The sequence below is a fragment of the Streptomyces sp. NPDC087422 genome (assembly GCF_044744145.1).
Lineage (GTDB): Bacteria > Actinomycetota > Actinomycetes > Streptomycetales > Streptomycetaceae > Actinacidiphila.
The window spans coordinates 316,704-335,790 of the sequence record NZ_JBIUXT010000001.1 but is presented as its reverse complement, the minus strand read 5'-3'; the positions used below and the strand labels follow the sequence as shown (position 1 = coordinate 335,790).

At 72.9% G+C, this 19,087-nt stretch carries 16 protein-coding genes and 1 pseudogene; 13 read left to right on the top strand and 4 right to left on the bottom strand.

Translation table 11 applies throughout. From position 1 onward, the window contains the following. Nucleotides 1–70: 70 nt before the first annotated feature. Entirely contained in the window at nt 71–352 is a 282-nt protein-coding gene (locus ACIO6U_RS01480; protein ID WP_188281460.1) for an Lrp/AsnC ligand binding domain-containing protein, read from the bottom strand. Continuing rightward, on the bottom strand, nt 349–1,128 hold the full coding sequence (locus tag ACIO6U_RS01475; protein ID WP_355334249.1) for a rhomboid family intramembrane serine protease: 780 nt from the start codon (nt 1,126–1,128) through the stop codon (nt 349–351). Before ACIO6U_RS01475 ends, ACIO6U_RS01480 begins: the two co-directional genes overlap by 4 nt. A gap of 137 nt (nt 1,129–1,265) precedes the next feature. Between ACIO6U_RS01475 and ACIO6U_RS01470 the strand changes: the two are divergent. The 6 genes and pseudogenes from ACIO6U_RS01470 to ACIO6U_RS01445 all read left to right on the top strand — a co-directional run. Beyond that, nucleotides 1,266–1,496: pseudogene (locus tag ACIO6U_RS01470) on the top strand (hypothetical protein); the annotation flags it as partial. 488 nt (nt 1,497–1,984) lie between these two features. Next, nucleotides 1,985–3,283 carry an NYN domain-containing protein gene (locus ACIO6U_RS01465; protein ID WP_391044265.1) on the top strand — a complete coding sequence of 433 codons (1,299 nt, stop codon included), beginning with the start codon at nt 1,985–1,987 and terminating at the stop codon, nt 3,281–3,283. 338 nt (nt 3,284–3,621) lie between these two features. Continuing rightward, nucleotides 3,622–4,650: an NlpC/P60 family protein gene (locus tag ACIO6U_RS01460; protein WP_391043892.1), complete on the top strand. Its 1,029-nt coding sequence runs from the start codon at nt 3,622–3,624 to the stop codon at nt 4,648–4,650. 224 nt (nt 4,651–4,874) lie between these two features. Further along, nucleotides 4,875–5,933, top strand: coding sequence for an NlpC/P60 family protein (locus ACIO6U_RS01455; protein WP_401714755.1), 1,059 nt, complete (start codon nt 4,875–4,877; stop codon nt 5,931–5,933). Between the two features lie 53 nt (nt 5,934–5,986). Next, on the top strand, nt 5,987–7,267 hold the full coding sequence (locus tag ACIO6U_RS01450) for a hypothetical protein (protein WP_401714753.1): 1,281 nt from the start codon (nt 5,987–5,989) through the stop codon (nt 7,265–7,267). 218 nt (nt 7,268–7,485) lie between these two features. Continuing rightward, nucleotides 7,486–8,538 carry a M48 family metalloprotease gene (locus ACIO6U_RS01445; RefSeq protein WP_401714751.1) on the top strand — a complete coding sequence of 351 codons (1,053 nt, stop codon included), beginning with the start codon at nt 7,486–7,488 and terminating at the stop codon, nt 8,536–8,538. Here ACIO6U_RS01445 and ACIO6U_RS01440 read toward each other — a convergent pair. Continuing rightward, the gene (locus tag ACIO6U_RS01440) at nt 8,535–9,824 is read right to left on the bottom strand and encodes a glycosyltransferase 87 family protein (RefSeq protein ID WP_391043902.1); all 1,290 of its coding nucleotides are present in this window, start codon (nt 9,822–9,824) and stop codon (nt 8,535–8,537) included. The two genes, ACIO6U_RS01445 and ACIO6U_RS01440, sit on opposite strands and share 4 nt — an antisense overlap. Nucleotides 9,825–9,915: 91 nt before the next feature. On the opposite strand from ACIO6U_RS01440, the gene ACIO6U_RS01435 reads away from it, so the two are divergent. Further along, nucleotides 9,916–11,046, top strand: coding sequence for a glycosyltransferase family 4 protein (locus tag ACIO6U_RS01435; RefSeq protein WP_401714749.1), 1,131 nt, complete (start codon nt 9,916–9,918; stop codon nt 11,044–11,046). Between the two features lie 119 nt (nt 11,047–11,165). Beyond that, on the top strand, nt 11,166–12,803 hold the full coding sequence (locus tag ACIO6U_RS01430) for a GMC oxidoreductase (RefSeq protein ID WP_401714747.1): 1,638 nt from the start codon (nt 11,166–11,168) through the stop codon (nt 12,801–12,803). Between the two features lie 10 nt (nt 12,804–12,813). Here ACIO6U_RS01430 and ACIO6U_RS01425 read toward each other — a convergent pair whose 3' ends face one another. Then, nucleotides 12,814–14,610: an AMP-dependent synthetase/ligase gene (locus tag ACIO6U_RS01425; RefSeq protein ID WP_355334225.1), complete on the bottom strand. Its 1,797-nt coding sequence runs from the start codon at nt 14,608–14,610 to the stop codon at nt 12,814–12,816. Between the two features lie 242 nt (nt 14,611–14,852). Here ACIO6U_RS01425 and ACIO6U_RS01420 point away from each other — a divergent pair, with 242 nt between their 5' ends. The 5 genes from ACIO6U_RS01420 to ACIO6U_RS01400 all read left to right on the top strand — a co-directional run bounded on the left by ACIO6U_RS01420 (nt 14,853) and on the right by ACIO6U_RS01400 (nt 19,086). Continuing rightward, entirely contained in the window at nt 14,853–15,614 is a 762-nt protein-coding gene (locus ACIO6U_RS01420; protein WP_401714745.1) for a metallophosphoesterase, read from the top strand. Between the two features lie 109 nt (nt 15,615–15,723). After that, nucleotides 15,724–16,248: an SRPBCC family protein gene (locus ACIO6U_RS01415; RefSeq protein WP_391124148.1), complete on the top strand. Its 525-nt coding sequence runs from the start codon at nt 15,724–15,726 to the stop codon at nt 16,246–16,248. Nucleotides 16,249–16,252: 4 nt separating this feature from the next. Continuing rightward, nucleotides 16,253–17,536, top strand: a complete 1,284-nt coding sequence (locus ACIO6U_RS01410) for an ArsA family ATPase (protein WP_401714743.1) — start codon at nt 16,253–16,255, stop codon at nt 17,534–17,536. A gap of 148 nt (nt 17,537–17,684) precedes the next feature. Further along, nucleotides 17,685–18,089 (top strand): DUF5304 family protein, encoded by a 405-nt coding sequence (locus ACIO6U_RS01405; protein ID WP_355334216.1) that lies wholly within the window; start codon nt 17,685–17,687, stop codon nt 18,087–18,089. A gap of 55 nt (nt 18,090–18,144) precedes the next feature. Further along, complete coding sequence (locus ACIO6U_RS01400) at nt 18,145–19,086, top strand: ROK family glucokinase (protein ID WP_355334214.1); 942 nt, start codon at nt 18,145–18,147, stop codon at nt 19,084–19,086. The last annotated feature ends 1 nt before the right edge of the window (nt 19,087 follow it).

The following is a 19,087-nucleotide window of genomic DNA, read 5'->3' as shown; positions in this document are numbered from 1 at the left end:
CCGCGTACCGGGAGCACAGGCCGAATCCGTAGGACGAATCCGTAGGCGGAATCCGTAGAGGGAATCAGTCTCAGGCGTCGAGGCCGATCGCGAACGCGGCCTCCAGGTCGTGCTGCGAGTACGTACGGAAGGCGACATGGGTGTCGGTGGCCTCGACGCCGGGGATCTTGGAGATCCGGCCCGGAATGATGTCGGCCAGGTCGTCGTGGCGGGCGACGCGGACCAGCGCGACGAGGTCGTACGTGCCGGTCACGGAGTAGACCTCGCTGACGTTGTCCAGCGCGGCGATGGCCTCGGCGATCTCCGGAATCCGGTCGACGGAAGTCTTGATGAGCACGATCGCGGTGATCACGGCTGGATGTCTCCTTGGGTCGACCCGACTACGACGCTCAGCTTACGACGCGGCCGGTAGCACACCCAGGCGCACAGGAACCCGAAGGCGAAGCCGACGACATGGGCGAGATACGCCACTCCCGGACCGTTGTTGCCGGTCTGGGCGGCGAGCCACTGGAGGACGAACCAGAAGCCGAGCACCATCCACGCGGGGAAGCGCAGCGGGATGAAGAAGAGGAAGGGGAACAGGCTCGTCACCCGGGCCTTGGGATACAGATAGAGATACGCGCCCAGCGCCCCGGAGATCGCCCCGGACGCGCCGACCAGGCTCTGCGTCGACTCGGGGTTGGCGAGCGCGAAGCCGTACGTCGCCAGATAGCCCGCGACCAGGTAGAAGAGCGCGAAGCGCACCCGGCCCATCCGGTTCTCGACGTTGTCGCCGAAGACGTAGAGGAAGAGCATGTTGCCGATCAGGTGCAGCCAGCTCCCGTGCAGGAACATCGCCGTGAGCACCGACAGCAGCGGCGACTTCGCGTACGCGTGCGGGGCCGCGCAGCCCGCGGGCAGGTCGAGCCGGTCCATCGGGAGCCGGCCGTGGAACAGCTCACTGGGGATGACACCCCAGTGCGCGAAGTAGACGGCCTGCGCGCACTGGAGCTTGTCGCCCGTGCCGTAGGAGGGGTTGAAGCCGGACAGCGGTCCGAGGAGGAAGACCACGGTGCACAGGGCGATCAGCGCATACGTCACGACCGGCGTGCGGCGGACCGGGTTCTTGTCGTACACCGGGATGACCATGGACCGATGATGACGCAGCGGTCGTAACGGACATAGGCCGCCTCGCCGCAGCGCGTCGCGGGTCGGAGGCCGTAAGGTGACCCCGACGTACGCCCGTCAGCACTGATACGCCCGACCGAGGAAGAGGTGCAGGACCGATGCCGGTGCCCATGCCCACCGCCACCACCCGGTGGCGCTGCACGCAGTGCGGCAATCTGACCCGGTTCGACGTGACCCGCTCCACGCGGGTCGTGGAGTACGTCCATCTCGACCTCGGCGGCGAGCCGCGGATCGAGGAGACCGACGTGCTGACCGAGACGGTCGAGTCCGTGCGGTGCCGCTGGTGCAACGCCGCGGACCAGATCGAGCTGGTCGACCGGCCGGGCGCGGCCGTGGCCGAGGGAACGTCCGAGGGAACGGCCGGGGAAACGGACTCCGGCGCGGACGCGGAGACCGGTTCGGCGCGGGACTGAGCCTCCTTACGGGGACAATGGATGCAAGAGGCGGCGGCCGGAGGGATCGAAGGGGGCCGGGGAGGCGCCGTGTAACCGGACGGGAGTGACTGGTGGACGGTATCGGCGGCTTTCCGCGGGCCGAGGCGAGGGGGTCCGAGACGGATGCCGCCGACGGGCCGGGCGCCGACGCGTCCGGCGCCGCGGCGCAGGACCCCGACACACCGCGGGCCGACGACGAACCGGGCGCCGAAGCACCGCCCGGCCGTGACGGCGGCGGCACTCCCGACGGCTCTACCGGCAGCGTCTCCGGCAGCGCTCCCGACGGCAACGCTGCCCCCGGCGCCGACGCTCCCGGTGACCCCGCCGACACCGGTGTCACTGCCGATGACGACGCCGCTCATGAACCCGCGCTCGACCGGCCGCTGCCCGAAGGCGTACGCCACCGCGTCGTCGCCATCGCCGCCGACGCCTTCGGCGGGTTCACCTTCGCCGAACTGCCGGTCTCGCTGCGGCCGTACGCCCGTTTCACCCCGTCCAGACGTGTGAAATACGCGGCGACCGCGCTGGCCACCGCGCTGGAGGGCGACCCGGCCTTCCGGCACAAGGTCGCGGGCAAACTGCGCGAGGCGCAGCCGGAGCTGACCGGGGCGCTGGACGCCGGCACCCCGCCGCCCGCCGCGGACCCGCTCGACGTGGCCGCCGCGGCCTATCTGCTGCGCCCCGCGGGCTGGGCCAAGCTTGTCACCACCGCGGGCGAGGAGGCCCAACGGGCGCACGCCGAGCGGGCCGACGAGGAGACGCTGCGCGAACTGGCCAAGCTCCGCGAGGAGGTCCAGGGCCTGCACACGCAGCTGCGCTCGGACGCCGTACGGGCCCGCGCCGAACTGGACGCCGTCCGCAAGGAGGGCGACTCGGTGCACCGCAAGCTGCGCAGCGCCCTCAGCGACGTCAAGCGCGCCGAGGCCGCCCAGCGCAAGATCCAGGCGGAACTGGACGAGGCGCGGGCCGCCGCCGCCCAGGACAAGGCCGCCGCGGAGAGCGAGGCACGGCGGCTGCGCACCCGGCTCGCCGAGGCCGAGGCGGCGGTCGAGTCGGGCCGCCGCGCCGCCCGCGAGGGCCGCAGCATCGAGGACGTACGGCTGCGCCTGCTGCTGGACACCGTCCTCGACGCGGCCTCGGGGCTCCGCCGTGAACTGGCGCTGCCGCCGCGCGACACCCTGGGCGTACGCCCCGCCGACACGGTGGACGCGGTCGCGCCCGGGGCCTTCAGCCCGCGTGACATCGCCACCCGCGCGCTGTCCGAGACCGACCCGGCGCTGCTCGACCAGTTGCTCGCGCTGCCGCAGGCGCACCTCGTCGTCGACGGCTACAACGTCACCAAGACCGGCTATCCGTCGATGCCGTTGGAGAAACAGCGGCTGCGGCTGCTCGGCGGGCTCGCGGCGCTGGCCGCGCAGAGCGGCGCCGAGGTCACCTGTGTCTTCGACGGCGCCGACCTGGACATGCCGGTGCTGCTGGCGCCGCCGCGCGGGGTGCGGGTGCTGTTCAGCAAGGCCGGTGAGACCGCTGACGAGTTGATCCGGCGGCTGGTGCGGGCGGAACCGCCCGGCCGGCAGATCGTGGTGGTCTCCGCGGACCGCGAAGTCGCCGACGGCGTGGCCAAGGCGGGCGCCCGCCCGGTCGCCTCCGTCCTGCTGCTGAAACGTCTCGCACGCGTCTGAACCGCGCCTGCCGCTCGCGCCGCCCGCGCCTCCGGCCCCCCGGCTCCCGGTCGCCGCACCGCCGCACCACCGAACAGATCACTATTCGTTCGAGTATTCGGTTCGCGAACGCGCCATCGTCGACGGAGCGTTGATCCACCCTCACTGCGCGTACGAAGGTCGTAAAGAATGTGCGAACCGGTCGAGATTTTGCCAACAAGGATTTGAACCGATCACAGATAGGTCACTAAGGTCGGGCGTCGAACCTCCGCGCAGTCGATCATCCAATCCGGATGGCGCGCCGGGGGCCGCCCGCCAGTCAACCGGTAGGCGGCTGAAGGAAGAAGGAGCTCGCCTTCGTGGCGTCCCACCGTCGTCCCAAGCCGGCAAGCCGCACGCGCGTGACCGTGCTGACCGCCACCGCCGCAGCCGCGGTGGCCCTCACCTCCCAGGCGGCCCAGGCCGCCCCCGCCAAGCCGACCGTCAAGGACGCCAAGGCGAAGGTGGACGCGCTGTACGAGCAGGCTGAGCAGGCCTCAGAGAAGTACGACGGGGCCAACGAGAAGCTGCACACCCTCCAGAAGGAGGCGGGCACTCTCCAGGACCAGGTGGCCAGGCAGCAGCAGCACCTGAACCAGCTCAGGGACGGCCTCGGCGCCATCGCCGCGTCCCAGTACCGCAGCGGTGGCATCGACCCGTCGCTCCAGCTCTTCCTGTCGTCCAACCCGGACAACTACCTGGACCAGGCGACCACGCTCAACCAGCTCACGTCGATCCAGACCGACTCGCTGCACCAACTCCAGGACGCCAAGCGGACCCTGGACCAGCAGCGCGCCGAGGCGACCGCCAAGCTGACCGAGCTCCAGACCACCCGCACCGAGCTGGCCAAGCGCAAGGCCGAGGCGAAGGACAAGCTGGCCCAGGCCCAGCAGATCCTCAACTCGCTGACGGCCGCGCAGCGCGCGTCCATCGCCGCCGCCGACGCCCGCGCCAACCGCTCCACCACCCGCGTGGACCTCGGCGACGCGAAGCCCGCCTCGCAGCGCGCCGCCGCCGCCTTCTCCGCCGCGCAGTCCAGGGTCGGCCTGCCGTACGTGTACGGCGCCTCGGGCCCCAGCTCCTTCGACTGCTCCGGCCTCACCTCGTGGGCGTACCACCAGGCCGGCGTGACGATACCGCGCACCTCGCAGGCCCAGGCGAACGCCGGGACCCGGATCTACTCCACCTCCCAGCTCGCCGTCGGCGACCTCGTCATCTTCTACGGCGACTACCACCACGTCGGCCTCTACGCGGGCAACGGCATGGTGCTGCACGCGCCGAAGCCGGGCGCCTCGGTGCGCTACGAGTCGATCGGCAACATGCCGTTCCAGTTCGGCGTCCGCATCTGACGCCTTCCGGCGTCGTTCCTCACCGATTTCACGGGTCCGCGGGAGTCTCCCGCGGACCCCGGTGCTTTCATACGGCGTTCGGACTCCTACGGCGTTCGGGTGATGAACAAGTGCCCGGTGCCGCCCGGTGCGGGTGTGTGACCTGGGCGGGAGGCGCGGCGCGGCGATGCGGGGGCCGCGCCTTCTTTGAACTCTCCGCGTCGCGCTGACTACTGTCAGCTCCCGTGGCTTCCCATCGACGCTCCCCACAGCCGGGCTTCGCCGCCCGCACCACCCGGGTCACCGTGCTGTCCGCGGCCGCCGCGGCCACCGCGGCGCTGTCCGGCGGTGCGGCGCAGGTCGCCTCGGCCGATCCCGGCGGGGGCGCACCCGACACGGCGTCCCGGCTCGACCGGCTCTACCAGCAGGCCGAGCAGGCCACCGAGAAGTACAACGCGGCGCAGGAGCACGCCAAGCGGCTCCGCGCCGACCTGACCACCCTCCAGGACCGGGCCGCCGAGGGGCAGCAGCGGGTCAACGACATGCGGCAGGAACTGGGTTCGCTCGCCTCCGAGCAGTACCGCAGCGGCGGCATCGACCCCTCGCTCGCCCTGATGATGTCCTCGGACCCCGACCAGTACCTGGACCGGGCCACCACCTTGGACCGGCTCAGCGCCCAGCAGGCCGGGCGGCTGCGCCAACTCCAGGAGGCCGAGCGGCTGTTGCTCCAGCAGCGCTCCCAGGCGGCGGGCAAGCTCGCCGAACTGGACAAGGCCGGGGCGGTGCTCCAGGACCGCAAGCGGTCGGTGCAGCGGGCGCTCGCCGAGGCCCAGCGGCTGCTCAACGCGATGCCCGCCGCCCAGCGCGCCGGATACCGTCCCGGCATGGACGCCGGGCGCGCCTCCCGCGACCGTACGACCGCCGACCTGCCGAGCATCCCGAATCTGCCCGCCGCCTCGGGGCGCGGTGCGATGGCCGTGGCCGCCGCCCGCCAGATGGTCGGCGCCCCTTACGTCTGGGGCGCCACCGGGCCCAACTCCTTCGACTGCTCGGGCCTGATGCAGTACTCGTACGCACGGGCCGGGGTCGCGCTGCCGCGCACCTCGCAGGAGCAGATGAACGCCGGGCAGCGGGTGCCGCTGGACCAGGCGCGGCCCGGCGATCTGGTGATCTACCGCGGCGACGCCAGCCATGTCGCGATGTACGTCGGCGGCGGCCAGGTCATCCACGCCCCCTACCCCGGTGCCAGGGTCCGCTACGACCCGGTCGGCATGATGCCGATCACGGCCGTGACCCGGCCGTAAGGGCGCGGCGCCCCGGCCGTGGGGGGCGTCCTCGGGGCCGTACGATCGGGCCCATGGCCGTGGCGCCCCTCCGACGTACGCCGACCGCTTCCCGTGTCCGGGCGGCGGCGCTCGGCCTGTCCCTGGCGCTGCTGGCGGCGCTCGTCGCCGGGTGCGGCGGGACCGCCTCGGGCGGGCGGCCCACGGCGGACGCCACCGACGCCGGGATCCGGCAGGCGCTCGACCGGCGGGCCTCCGCGGTGCTGCACCACGACCGGGCGGCCTTCCTCGCCGGGATCGACCCGCGGGCGACGCGCTTCCTCGACCGGCAGAAGGCGATGTTCACCGACATCGCGGACGTGCCGCTGGCCGACTGGTCCTACCGGCTGGTGCGGACCGGCGCGTTCGGCCTGCCGCCGACCGCCGACGGCACGGTACGGGCCGCGGCCGAGGTCCAACTGCGGTACCGGCTCAGCGGATTCGACGCGGCGCCGGTCGCCGCGACCGACTACCTGACGCTGTCCCGGCGGGGCGGGAGCTGGTACGTGGCCGGGGACGACGACGGCGCCGCGTCCGGGCACCGCGGCGCCGTACAGCTGTGGGACCAGGGCCGGGTGACGGTGGTGCGCGGCACGGACAGCCTGGTGCTCGGGCTCGGCGACGCCGCCGGGCTGCGCGGCTACGCCGAGGACGTGGACCGGGCGGTGCCGGAGGTCCGGCGGACCTGGGGCGGCGCCGGGTGGTCGGGCAAGGTGGTGGTCGAGGTGCCGCGCACGCTGGACCAGATGGCCGCGCTGGCCGACGCGGACCCGGCCGATTACCGCAACATCGCCGCCGTCACCACGGGCGAGGGCGGCGGCAGCGCGCGGGTCGGCTCCGACCGGGTGATCATCAACCCCGAGGCGTTCAGCGGGCTCTCCGCCTTCGGCCGGCAGACCGTGCTCACCCACGAGACCACGCATGTCGCCACCCGCGCGTGGACCACCGCCCGCACCCCGCTGTGGCTCTCCGAGGGCGCCGCCGACTGGACCGCCTACCGTACGGCGGGCCGCACCGCCCGCGAGCTCGCCCCGGAGCTGGCCGCCGCCGTCGCCGCGGGCCGCGTCCCCGCCGCGCTGCCCGCCGACGCCGACTTCCACTCCGCCGACGCCGACAGCCTCTCCCGCGCCTACGAGGGCGGCTGGCTCGCCTGCCGCCTGATCGCCGACCAGTGGTCCCCGGACGCGCTCGTCGCCTTCTACCGCGCCGTCGCCTCCGGCGGCACCGTCGACTCCCACCTGCGCACGACTCTCGGCACCACCCTCCCCGCCTTCACCGCCCGCTGGCGCGCCTACCTCCACCAGGAGCTGCCATGACCCGTGACCCCGCCGCGGAACCCCCGGCCCACCGGCCCCCGCCTCCGTCGAACGCCGCCCCAGGACGCCCCCCGCACACCACGCCGCAGCCAACAGGATCTTCGCCTGCGGCGGACGCCGGGTCTTCGGCTGCGGGGGTGGGGGACTTCAGTGCGGAGGAGGTCGGGCGGGCGCGGGCTTTGCGGCGGGGGGTGTGGCCGGTCACGCTCGGCGGGCGGGTGGCAGCGCTGGGGCTGATGCTGGGGCTGGGGCTGACGACCGGGGGAGCGGGGCTGGTCGCGGCGTTCGGCGGCGGGACGTGGGGCGGCCGGGTGGCGGGCGCGGCGGTGTCCCTGGTGCTGCTGCCCGAGGTGCTGGGGCTGCCCTTCGCGGCGCGCGGGCGCGTGGTGCGCCGCCGGTTCGGCCTGGTGACGCAGGGCTGGGGCGGGTGGTGGACGGACGTGCTGCGCGGCCTGCTGATCTCGCTGCCGCTGACCTTCGGCGCGCTCTTCGCCGTCTACGCCCTCGCCGGGGCGACCGGCCACTGGTGGGCGTGGGCCGCGCTCGGCGCCGCCGCGCTGACCGTCCTGATGTCCTGGGCGGCGCCCATGATCTTCGAGCCGCTGTTCAACCGCTTCACGCCGATGGAGCCGGGCCCCCCCAGGGACGCCCTGCTGGCGCTCGCCGCCCGCGACGGCGTCACCGTCGAGGATGTGCTGGTCGCCGACGCCTCGCGCCGTACGACCGCGCTCAACGCGTACGTGTCCGGCTTCGGCCGCACCCGCCGCATCGTCGTCTACGACACCCTGCTGACCACGGCGCAGCCGCGCGAGGTGGAACTGGTGGTCGCCCATGAACTCGGCCACGTCGTGCACCGGGACGTGCCGCGCGGCACCGCGCTCGGCGCGCTGGGCGCGGCCGTCGGCGTGTGCGTCCTGGCCGCCGTGGTGACCTGGCGGCCCCTGCTCGACCTCGCGGGCGCCGACGACTTCGCGGACCCGCGCTCCGCCTGGCTGCTGGCGGCCGTCGCCACTGTCGGCGGCGCCGTCGCCGGGCCGCTGGGCTGCGCGGTGAGCCGCGGGGTCGAGCGGCGCGCCGACCGGCACGCCCTCGAACTGACCGCGGACCCGGCCGAGTTCATCGCGATGCAGCGCCGCCTGACGGTCGCGAACATCGGCGACCCCGACCCGCCGCGCGCCCTGCACCTGATGTTCGGCACCCACCCCACCCCTGCCGAACGCATCGCCGCCGCCCGCGCCTGGCGCCCGGCCGCCCCGCAGGACACGTTCTAGCCCTTGTCGTGCACCCCGACCCGCTCGGCTCGGGTCAGCACCGCGGCCGGGGCGTCGGCGGGCTCCCCCTCGACCGCGCCGCGCGCCGCGCGGCGCGGCACGGTGGCCGCCCACAGCCGACGGCAGGCGCTCAGGGACGCCAGGACGAGCAGGCCGTTACGGGTGACGATCAGCGCCACGCCCAGCTTGTCGCTGTGGGCGATGTCCTCGAAGAAGATCGGGAACTCCAGCGTGGTGAAGAGCGTCGCGCCCAGCATCAGCGCGACCGGCCGCCGTACCACCGACTCCCGCAGCGTCATGCAGACCGCGCCGATGCCGACCAGCCACACCATGTACTGCGGGCTGATCACCCGGCTGGTGGTGGTGAAGACCAGCACCGCGGTGAAGGCCGCGTCGAAGGGCGTGGCGACCGAGTACGAGCGGGCCCGCACCCGCCACAGCAGCAGCCAGGCGAAGGCCAGCAGGGACAGCGCCATCGCCGCGGTGCTCACCAGGTGCACATGCGGGCCGATGAACTCGACCGACCCGTAGTGCATCCGCGCGGTGCCGTGCCAGCCGAAGTGCCGGGCGATGTGGAAGACGGTGGCGCCCAGCGACTCGACCTCGGTGCCGCGGTCGCGCTGGAAGGTGAGGAAGGACAGCGAGCCCGGCATGGCCAGGTGGAAGGCGAGCGCGATCACCGCCATCGTCACCGCCGCCGAGATCCACGACCGCCGGGTGGTACGGCCGCGGGGCGTCCCGATGAGCAGCAGCAGCGGCCACACCTTGAGCATGGCGCCCACCCCGGCCAGCACCCCGCCCGCCTTCGGGCGGCGCGGCAGCAGGAGCAGCCCCGCCACGGCGACGGCGGTGACCATCACGTCGTAGCGGGCGTAGATGATCGGGCCGAGCAGCGCGCCGCCGCCGACCCAGACCCACACCCCGGCCATCCGGCCGCCGCGCCTGACCCGCGAGTCGCGCAGCAGCACCGCCAGGATCACCGCGTCCGCCAGGAAGGCCAGCCAGAAGAAGGCGGCGGTGTAGCTGAGGAAGGGCAGCAGGCCGGGCGCGAGGATCACCAGCGCGGCCCCCGGCGGGTACTGCCAGGTCACGTCGTGCAGCGGGAAGCTGCCCGTGCTCAGCACCCCGTACCAGCGGTGGTAGACGGACGAGACATCGTGGGCGATGTACTGGCCGGGAAAGTGGACGACCTCGAACACGAACAACAAGAACGCGGCTCGGGTGACGACCCAGGTGAGCACGGCCCAGCCCCGACCGCTGATATGTGTGTTTGTCACGATACGCATCATGCGGTGAGCGGCGGCCCGGTCGCGGGACGGACGCGGCCGGTGGCGGCCAGCCGGGTGAACACCGCGTGAGCGGGTACTGTCGGCGGCGATGGACAAGACCCTGATCGTGACCAACGACTTCCCGCCCCGGCCCGGCGGCATCCAGTCCTTCGTGCACAGCATGGCGCTGCGGATGGACCCGGGACAGGTCGTCGTCTACACCTCCGCCTGGAAGGACGGCGCCGAGGTCGCCCGCTTCGACGCGGAGCAGCCCTTCCCCGTGGTCCGCGACCGCACCTCGATGCTGCTGCCCACCCGCAGGGTCACCCGGCGCGCCGCCGACCTGCTGCGGGAACACGGCTGCTCCTCCGTCTGGTTCGGCGCCGCCGCCCCGCTCGGCCTGATGGCGCCCGCGCTGCGCAAGGCCGGGGCGCGGCGGCTGGTCGGCACCACGCACGGGCACGAGGCGGGCTGGGCGCAGCTCCCCGCCAGCCGCTCGCTGCTGCGCCGGATCGGCGAGGGCACCGACACCCTCACCTACCTCGGCGAGTACACCCGCTCCCGGATCGCCGCCGCGCTGACCCCGGCCGCCGCCGCCCGGATGGTCCAACTGCCGCCGGGCGTCGACGAGAAGACCTTCCACCCCGGCTCGGGCGGCGCGGTGGTACGGGCCAGGCTCGGCCTCGCCGACCGCCCGGTGGTGGTGTGCGTGTCGCGGCTGGTGCCGCGCAAGGGCCAGGACACGCTGATCCAGGCCATGCCCCGGATTCTGCACGAGGTGCCGGACACCGCGCTGCTGATCGTCGGCGGCGGACCGTACCGGGGGGACCTGGAGAAGCTGGCGGAGCGGACCGGCGTCGGCCACGCGGTGCGCTTCACCGGGCCCGTGCCGTGGGAGGAGCTGCCCGCCCACTACGGCGCCGGTGACGTCTTCGCGATGCCGTGCAGGACCCGGCGCGGCGGCCTGGACGTCGAAGGGCTCGGCATCGTCTACCTGGAGGCGTCCGCGACCGGGCTGCCGGTGATCGCGGGCGACTCCGGCGGCGCGCCCGACGCGGTCCTGGACGGCGAGACCGGCTGGGTGGTCGCGGGCGGCTCGCCCGCGCAGTGCGCCGACCGCGTCCTGACCCTGCTGCGCGACCCCGAACTGCGCGCCCGGATGGGCGAGCGCGGCCGTCGCTGGGTCGAGGACGCCTGGCGCTGGGACCTGCTGGCGCAGCGGCTCACGTCCCTGCTGTAACCCCTTGGGCGCGGTCACGGCCGCCGTCCCGGCGCCGTCGTCGTACGAGAACCGGCCGCCGTAAAAGACCATGCGTCATGGGCATGGAGGGTTCACGCGGACCCGCCCATCATGCGCGCATGACATCAGACCTGACGCGCCGTCACTTTCTGGGACTCGGCGCCCTCCAGACCGCAGCAGCACTCGGCCTCACCCGTATCGCGCTCTCCGCGACCCCCGCGTCCGCCGCGCAGGCGGAGCCCGCCGCCACCACCTTCAGCCCCGCGATCGTGATCGGCTCCGGCTACGGCGGCGCCGTCGCCGCCCTCCGGCTCGGCCAGCGCGGTGTCACCACGACCGTCCTGGAGATGGGACGGCTGTGGGACACCCCCGCCGCCGACGGCAAGATCTTCTGCAACACCAGCTCGCCCGACCAGCGGTCGATGTGGTTCCGCAGCCGCACCGAGGCGCCGCTGGCGACCTTCCTCTGGCTCGACCTCGTCAACAAGGACATCACCCCCTACCCCGGCGTCCTGGACCGTGTGCACTACGGCGACATGTCCGTCTACGTCGGCCGCGGTGTCGGCGGCGGCTCACTGGTCAACGGCGGCATGGCCGTCACCCCGTCCCGCGCGTACTTCGAGGAAGTCCTCCCGCAGGTCGACTCCACCGCGATGTACTCCACGTACTTCCCACGCGCCACCAGCATGCTCGGCGTCAACACCGTCGACCCCGCCTGGTTCGAGTCCACCGAGTGGTACCAGTTCGCCCGCGTCTCCCGCGACCAGGCCCACAGCGCCGGCCTCAACACCACCTTCGTGCCGAACGTGTACGACTTCTCGTACATGAAGGCCGAGGCCGCGGGCACCGCCACCAAGTCCGCGCTGGACCAGGAGGTCATCTACGGCAACAACCACGGCAAGCGCAGCGTCGACAAGACCTATCTGGCCTCGGCGCTCGGCACCGGACACGTCACCATAGAGACCCTCAGCCGGGTCAGAGCCGTGAGAAGAGCGGCCGACGGCACGTACGTCCTGACCGTCGACCGGATCGACCTGACCGGCGCGGTCGTGGAGACCCGCGAGGTCGGCTGTCGCTACCTCTTCCTCGCCGCGGGCAGCCTCGGCTCCACCGAGATCCTGGTCAGGGCCCGCGAGACCGGCACCCTCCCGCAACTCAACGCGAGCGTGGGCACCGCCTGGGGCGGCAACGGCAACATCATGCTCGCCCGCGCCAACTACCTGTGGAATCCCACCGGGGCGCACCAGTCCACCATCCCCGTCATGGGCATCGACGACTGGTCCAACGCGAGCAACCCGGTCTTCGCCGAGATCGCGCCGCTCCCGATCGGCTTCGAGACCTGGATCAGCCTCTACCTGGCCATCACCAAGAACCCCGAACGCGGCACTTTCTCCTACGACGCCGCCACGGACTCCGCCCGGCTGAACTGGACGCTCGCCCAGAACCAGCCCTCGGTCAAGGCCGCCAAGACCCTCTTCGACCGGATCAACCGCAAGCAGGGCACGATCTACCGCTACGACCTCTTCGGCGGCAACAAAGCCTTCGCCGACGACTTCTGCTACCACCCGCTGGGCGGCCTGCCGCTCGGCCGCGCCACCGACGCGTACGGCCGTGTCAGCGGCTACGACCACCTCTACGTCACCGACAGCTCCCTGATCCCCGGCTCCATCGGCGTCAACCCGTTCGTGACGATCACCGCGCTCGCGGAGCGGCTCATGGACAGCGCCCTCGCCGAAATCAGCCCGTCCGGCGTGTGAGGACAGAACCTCAGCGCTGGTAAAGGGCCTCGATCTCCGCCGCGAAGTCCGTCAGGACGACATTCCGCTTCAGCTTCAGCGACGGCGTGACGTGGCCGGACTCCTCCGTGAACTGGGTCGGCAGAATACGGAACTTCCGCACCGACTCGGCCTTGGAGACGGCCGCGTTGCCCTCGTCCACCGCGCGCTGCACGGCCGCCAGCAGCTCCGGGTCGGCCGCCAGCTCGGCGACGCCCGCGCCCGCCTTGCCGTGCTGCTCGGCCCAGTGCGGCAGGAACTCCTCGTCCAGGGTGATCAGCGCCGCCACGAACGGGCGCCCGTCACCGACCACCATGCACTCGGCGACCAGCGCGTCCGCCCTGATCCGGTCCTCGATCACCGCGGGCGCGACGTTCTTGCCGCCCGCCGTCACGATGATCTCCTTCTTCCGGCCGGTGATCGACAGATAGCCGTCCTCGTCGAGCGAGCCCAGGTCACCGGTGTGGAACCAGCCGTCGGAGACCGCCTCCGCGGTCGCCGCCTCGTTGTTCCAGTACCCGGTGAACAGGTGCTCGCCGTGCAGCAGCACCTCGCCGTCGTCCGCGATCCGCACGGTCGACCCCGGCAGCGGCTGGCCGACCGAACCGATCTTCGTACGGTCCCAGGGGTTGAAGGCCGTGGCCGCGCAGGACTCGGTGAGGCCGTAGCCCTCCAGCACCGTGAAGCCGATACCGCGGTAGAAGTGGCCGAGGCGCTCGCCCAGCGGCGCGCCGCCGGAGATCGCGTGGGTGGCCCGGCCGCCGAGGACCGCGCGGAGCTTGGCGTACACGAGCCGGTCGAAGACCTTGTGCGTGAACCGCAGCTTCAGCGACGGGCCCGCCGTGGTGTCCAGCGCCCGGCTGTACTCGATCGCGGTGGCCGCCGCGCGGTCGAAGATCTTGCCCTTGCCGCCCGCCTCCGCCGTGGCCCGCGCGGTGTTGTAGACCTTCTCGAAGACCCGCGGCACCCCCAGGACCATCGTCGGCCGGAACGAGCCGAGGTCGTCGGTGAGGTTCTTCACGTCCGGCACATGGCCGAGCCTGATCGGCGCCATCACGGCCGCGACCTCGACCAGCCGCCCGAAGACGTGGGCCAGCGGCAGGAAGAGCAGCACCGAGGAGTCCCCGGTACGGAACAGCGGGCTCAGCCGCTCCACCACGTTGCCGCACTCCGCGAAGAAGCTGCGGTGGCTCAGCACACAGCCCTTGGGGCGGCCCGTGGTGCCCGAGGTGTAGACGACGGTCGCGGGGGAGTCGGCGCCCGCGCTCGCGCTGCGCTCGTCCACCACCGCGTCGGAGATGTCGGTACCCGCCGCGTTCAGCGCGTCCACCGCGCCGGTGTCGATCCGCCACAGGTGCTTGAGCCGCGGCAGCCGCTCCCGTACGGACTCCACCGCGCTCTCGTGCGGCTCGGACTCCACGACCGCCGCGACCGCGCCCGAGTCGCTGAGGATCCACTCGATCTGGGACGCCGACGACGTCTCGTAGACCGGCACGGTGACCGCGCCCGCGCTCCAGATAGCGAAGTCCAGCAGCGTCCACTCGTACCGCGTCCTGGACATCACGGCCACCCGGTCGCCCGGCTGCACGCCCGAGGCGATCAGACCCTTGGCCGCGGCGCGCACCTCGGCGAGGAAACCCGTCGCGCTGACGTCCTGCCACCGGCCCGCGGAGTCCTTGCGGGCGACGACGGCGGTGTCCGGATGCTGAGCGGCGTTGCGGCGGATCAGATCCGTCAGATTGGCGTCCGCGGGGACCTCGTACAGGGCCGGAAGACTGAACTCACGCAAGGCGGCTGCTCCTCATCGGTGCCACGGCGCACCCGGAGGGAAGATGTGGACGGCGTGGACGTTACCCATCGGTAAAGCTCTGGCGATAGGGGGGCCGTACAGATGTTCTCAGCGTCACACACACATCACACGCGCTTCACACACCGGGGCGGAGCGGCTGGGTTCCTGCCCGGAAGAGTAGTCCAGCGCCCGGCCGGGCCGCCGCTGACCCGCTAGGGCGTGCCCAGCTATAAAGTGTCCGCATGCGGGTCCATGTGGTGAGTGACGTCCATGGCGCTGCCGAGGCCCTGAGCCGGGCCGGGGACGGCGCGGACGCGCTGGTCTGCCTGGGCGACCTGGTCCTCTTCCTCGACTACGCCGACCACTCCCGCGGCATCTTCCCCGACCTCTTCGGCGTCGCCAACGCCGACCGGATGGTCGAGCTGCGCACCGCCCGCCGCTTCGACGAGGCCAGGGTCCTGGACCAGGAGCTGTGGGCCGGGATCGACCGGCGCACCGCCATCGAGTCCGCGGTACGCAAGCAGTACGCGGAGCTGTTCGCCGCCTTCCCCGCCCCGACGTACGCCACCTACGGCAACGTCGACATCCCGGCCCTCTGGCCGGAGTACGCGGGCCCCGGCACCACCGTCCTGGACGGCGCGACCGCCGAGATCGGCGGCCGGGTCTTCGGCTTCGTCGGCGGCGGCCTGCGCACCCCGATGCGCACCCCGTACGAAATCTCCGAGGAGGAGTACGCGGCCAAGGTCGCCGCCCTCGGCCCGGTCGACGTGCTCTGCTCCCACATCCCGCCCGCGATCCCGGAACTCTGCTACGACACCGCCGCCCGGCGCTTCGAACGCGGCAGCCAGGCGCTGCTGGAGGCGATCCACACCGGCCGGCCCAAATTCGCGCTCTTCGGCCACGTCCACCAGCCGCTGGTGCCGCGCACCCGGATCGGCCGCACCGAATGCGTCAACGTCGGGCATTTCAACCACACCCGCCGGCCGTGGGTCCTGGAGTGGTGACCGCGCCGCCGGACGCGACCGGCGGCGCCCGCAGCGGTGACGGCCGCCCCACCTGCACGCGGTAGCCTTCAGCAGCAATGGCATGCGATGTCCCGGAGGGGCTACGGCGATGGCGGAACACACGAAGTCGAGCATCACGATCGAGGCGGCTCCGGCCGCCGTCATGGGCGTCATCGCCGACTTCGGCCGCTACCCGGAGTGGACGGGAGAGGTCAAGGAGGCGGAAGTCCTCGCCACCGACGCCGAAGGCCGCGCCGAGCAGGTCCGGCTGGTGCTCGACGCCGGGGCGATCAAGGACGACCACACCCTGGCGTACACCTGGATCAGCGCCACCGAGGTGCGCTGGTCGCTGGTCAAGTCCCAGATGCTGCGCACCCTCGACGGCTCCTACGCCCTCGCGCCGCGCGACGGCGGCACGCGCACCGAGGTGACGTACCAGCTCACCGTGGACGTCAAGATCCCCATGCTCGGCATGATCAAGCGCAAGGCGGAGAAGGTCATCATCGACCGGGCGCTCGCGGGCCTGAAGAAGCGCGTCGAGTCCGGGAGCGGTGAGGGCGGGGACGCGGCCGGCGTGCCGGACTCCGCCGACGCCGCGGCCGACTCCGCCGCCAAGCCCGACGACCCGGCCTGACCCGGTGACCCGCGCCCCGCGACCGCCCCGCACCCTGCTCGTCACCGGCCACGGAGGCGCGGGCCGCACCACGGTCGCGGCGGCGACCGCCGTGGCCGCCGCCCGCGACGGCGTCCGTACGGTGCTGCTCACCGGCGACCGCGCCGACGTGGCCGCCCTGCTGCCGCTGTCCGCAGCGCCCGAGGCCGCGGGACCGCTGTCCGGATCACCCGCGCTCGGCCGCCCCAGCGCGGTGGACGGCGTGCCGGAACTGCGGGTCGCGGCCGTCGACACCGCCGCCTCCTACCGGGCCGCCACCCTCGACCTCCAGCAGCGGATCGGCACCCTGCTCGACATGCTCGGCGCGGCCCCCCTCGACCCCGAGGAGCTGACCGAGGTCCCCGGCGCCGACGCGCTCGCCCTGCTGCGGGCGCTGCGCGACGTGCACACCGTCGGCCACGACGACCGGCCGCCGTGGGACCTGGTCGTCGTCGACCTGCCGCCCGTGCGCGACGCCGTCGCGCTGCTCGCCCTGCCGGAACAACTGCGGCGCTACCTGCGGCGGTTGCTGCCCGCCGACCGGCAGGCCGCCCGCGCGCTGCGCCCGGTGCTCGCCCAGCTCGCCGGGGTCCCGATGCCCGCCGAGTGGGCGTACGAGGCCGCCGCCCGCGCCGACCGCGAGCTGTCCGCCGTGCAGTCGGTGATCGAGGACACCGGGACGACCGTGGCGGTCGTCGTGGAGCCGGGACCGCACGCCGAGCGCGTCCTGCGCGACGCCCGTACCGGACTCGCCCTGTTCGGCCACCGCCTCGAAGCCGTGGTCGCCAACCGGCTGCTGCCCGCCGACTCCGCCGACCCCTTCCTCGCCGGGCTCGGCGCCCGCCAGCAGGACCGGCTCAAGGCGATGGCCGAGACCTGCGCGGCCGACGCGGTGGCGCTGCGCGAACTGCCGCACCTGGGCGCGGAACCGCAAGGACCCGCGGAACTGGCGGCGCTGGCCGTCGGCACCTTCGAGCACCGCTCTCCGCAAGCCGGTGTCTCGGGTTCGCGGGCCGCGGACCCCTGGACCGTCGACGACCGCCTCGCGGCCGAGGGCCACTTCGTGTGGTCGCTGCCGCTGCCCGGCGCGAGCCGCGAAGGGCTCGACCTGGTCCGCCGCGGCGACGAACTCGTCCTGGACGCGGGCGGCTTCCGGCGGATCGTGCCGCTGCCGTCCGCCCTGCGCCGCTGTACGGTCTCCGGCGCCGCGCTGCGGGACGGCGTGCTGCGCGTACGGTTCACGCCCGATCCGGCGCTCTGGCCGAACTGAGCGGACGCCCCCGGCCCTCCCCGGGCTCCCCGGCGCCGGCTGCCCGTTCCCGGCTGCCCGCCGCCGGTACCCGCTGTCCCGTCGGCCGGTCGGGTACCGTCGAGGGAGCCGACGCAACCAGCCCGGAGCGCCCCTTTTGGAGCCGATCATGAGCGAATCCACGGAACGTCCCGACGCCGACGCCTGGGCGAAGGCCAGCGCCGAGGACATCGCGGCCGAGCACGCCAGACGGCGCGAGCAGGCGGGGCAGGGAGTCGGCAGCGCGGGCGAGGAGCTGCGCCGCCTCGCGGAGGCGTTCGGCGAGGCCGTCACGGACAAACTGGGGGCGCTGCGGAACCCCGCGGTACAGATGGCCGCCCAGGGCGTCATGTCCCAGGTGCGTTCAGTTGTCGAACCCATCAAGGACCGTAATCCGGATGTGTTCGACCATCTGACGGCCGCGGGAGCCGAACTGCTCGCCGCATACCGCTCTGCGGTGGCCCAACACGAGACGCGGTGGACGGGCGAGGACCGCGCTCCGAGTTCACCGACTGAACACATCGACCTCGACTGACCTCCCCTCCGGTACGGTTCTCCTAAGCGGGGATCGACCGAAAACTGAGGGACACATGGGACTCACCATCGGCGTCGACATCGGCGGCACCAAAATCGCGGCCGGCGTGGTCGACGAGGAAGGCTCGATTCTCGAGACCGTCAAGGTGCCGACGCCGCCGACTCCCGAGGGCGTCATCGACGCGATCGTGGAGGCGGTACGCCAGGTCAGCACCGGTCACCAGATCGAAGCCGTCGGCATCGGCGCCGCCGGCTATGTCGACGACAAGCGCGCCACCGTCCTCTTCGCCCCCAATATCAACTGGCGGCACGAGGCACTGAAGGACAAGGTCGAGCAGCGTGTCGGGCTCCCCGTGGTCGTGGAGAACGACGCCAACGCGGCGGCCTGGGGCGAGTACCGGTTCGGTGCCGGGCAGGGACATTCCGATGTGATCTGCATCACGCTCGGAACGGGTCTCGGCGGCGGCATCATCATCGGCAACAAGCTGCGGCGCGGCCGGTTCGGCGTCGCGGCCGAGTTCGGTCACATCCGGGTCGTGCCCGACGGGCTGCTGTGCGGTTGCGGCAGTCAGGGCTGCTGGGAGCAGTACGCGTCCGGGCGCGCGCTGGTCAGGTACGCGAAGCAGCGGGCCAACGCGACCCCGGAGAACGCGGAAGTGCTGCTCGCCCTCGGCGACGGCACGGTGGACGGCATCGAGGGCAGGCACATCAGTGCCGCCGCCCGCCAGGGCGACCCGGTCGCCGTCGACTCCTTCCGCGAGCTGGCCCGTTGGGCGGGCGCGGGGCTGGCCGACCTGGCCTCGCTCTTCGACCCGTCGGCGTTCATCGTCGGAGGCGGTGTGTCGGACGAGGGCGAACTGGTCCTCGACCCGATCCGCAAGTCCTTCCGGCGCTGGCTGATCGGCGGGGAGTGGCGTCCGCACGCGCAGGTGCTGGCCGCCCAACTCGGCGGCAAGGCGGGGCTGGTGGGCGCGGCCGACCTGGCACGACAGGGCTGAC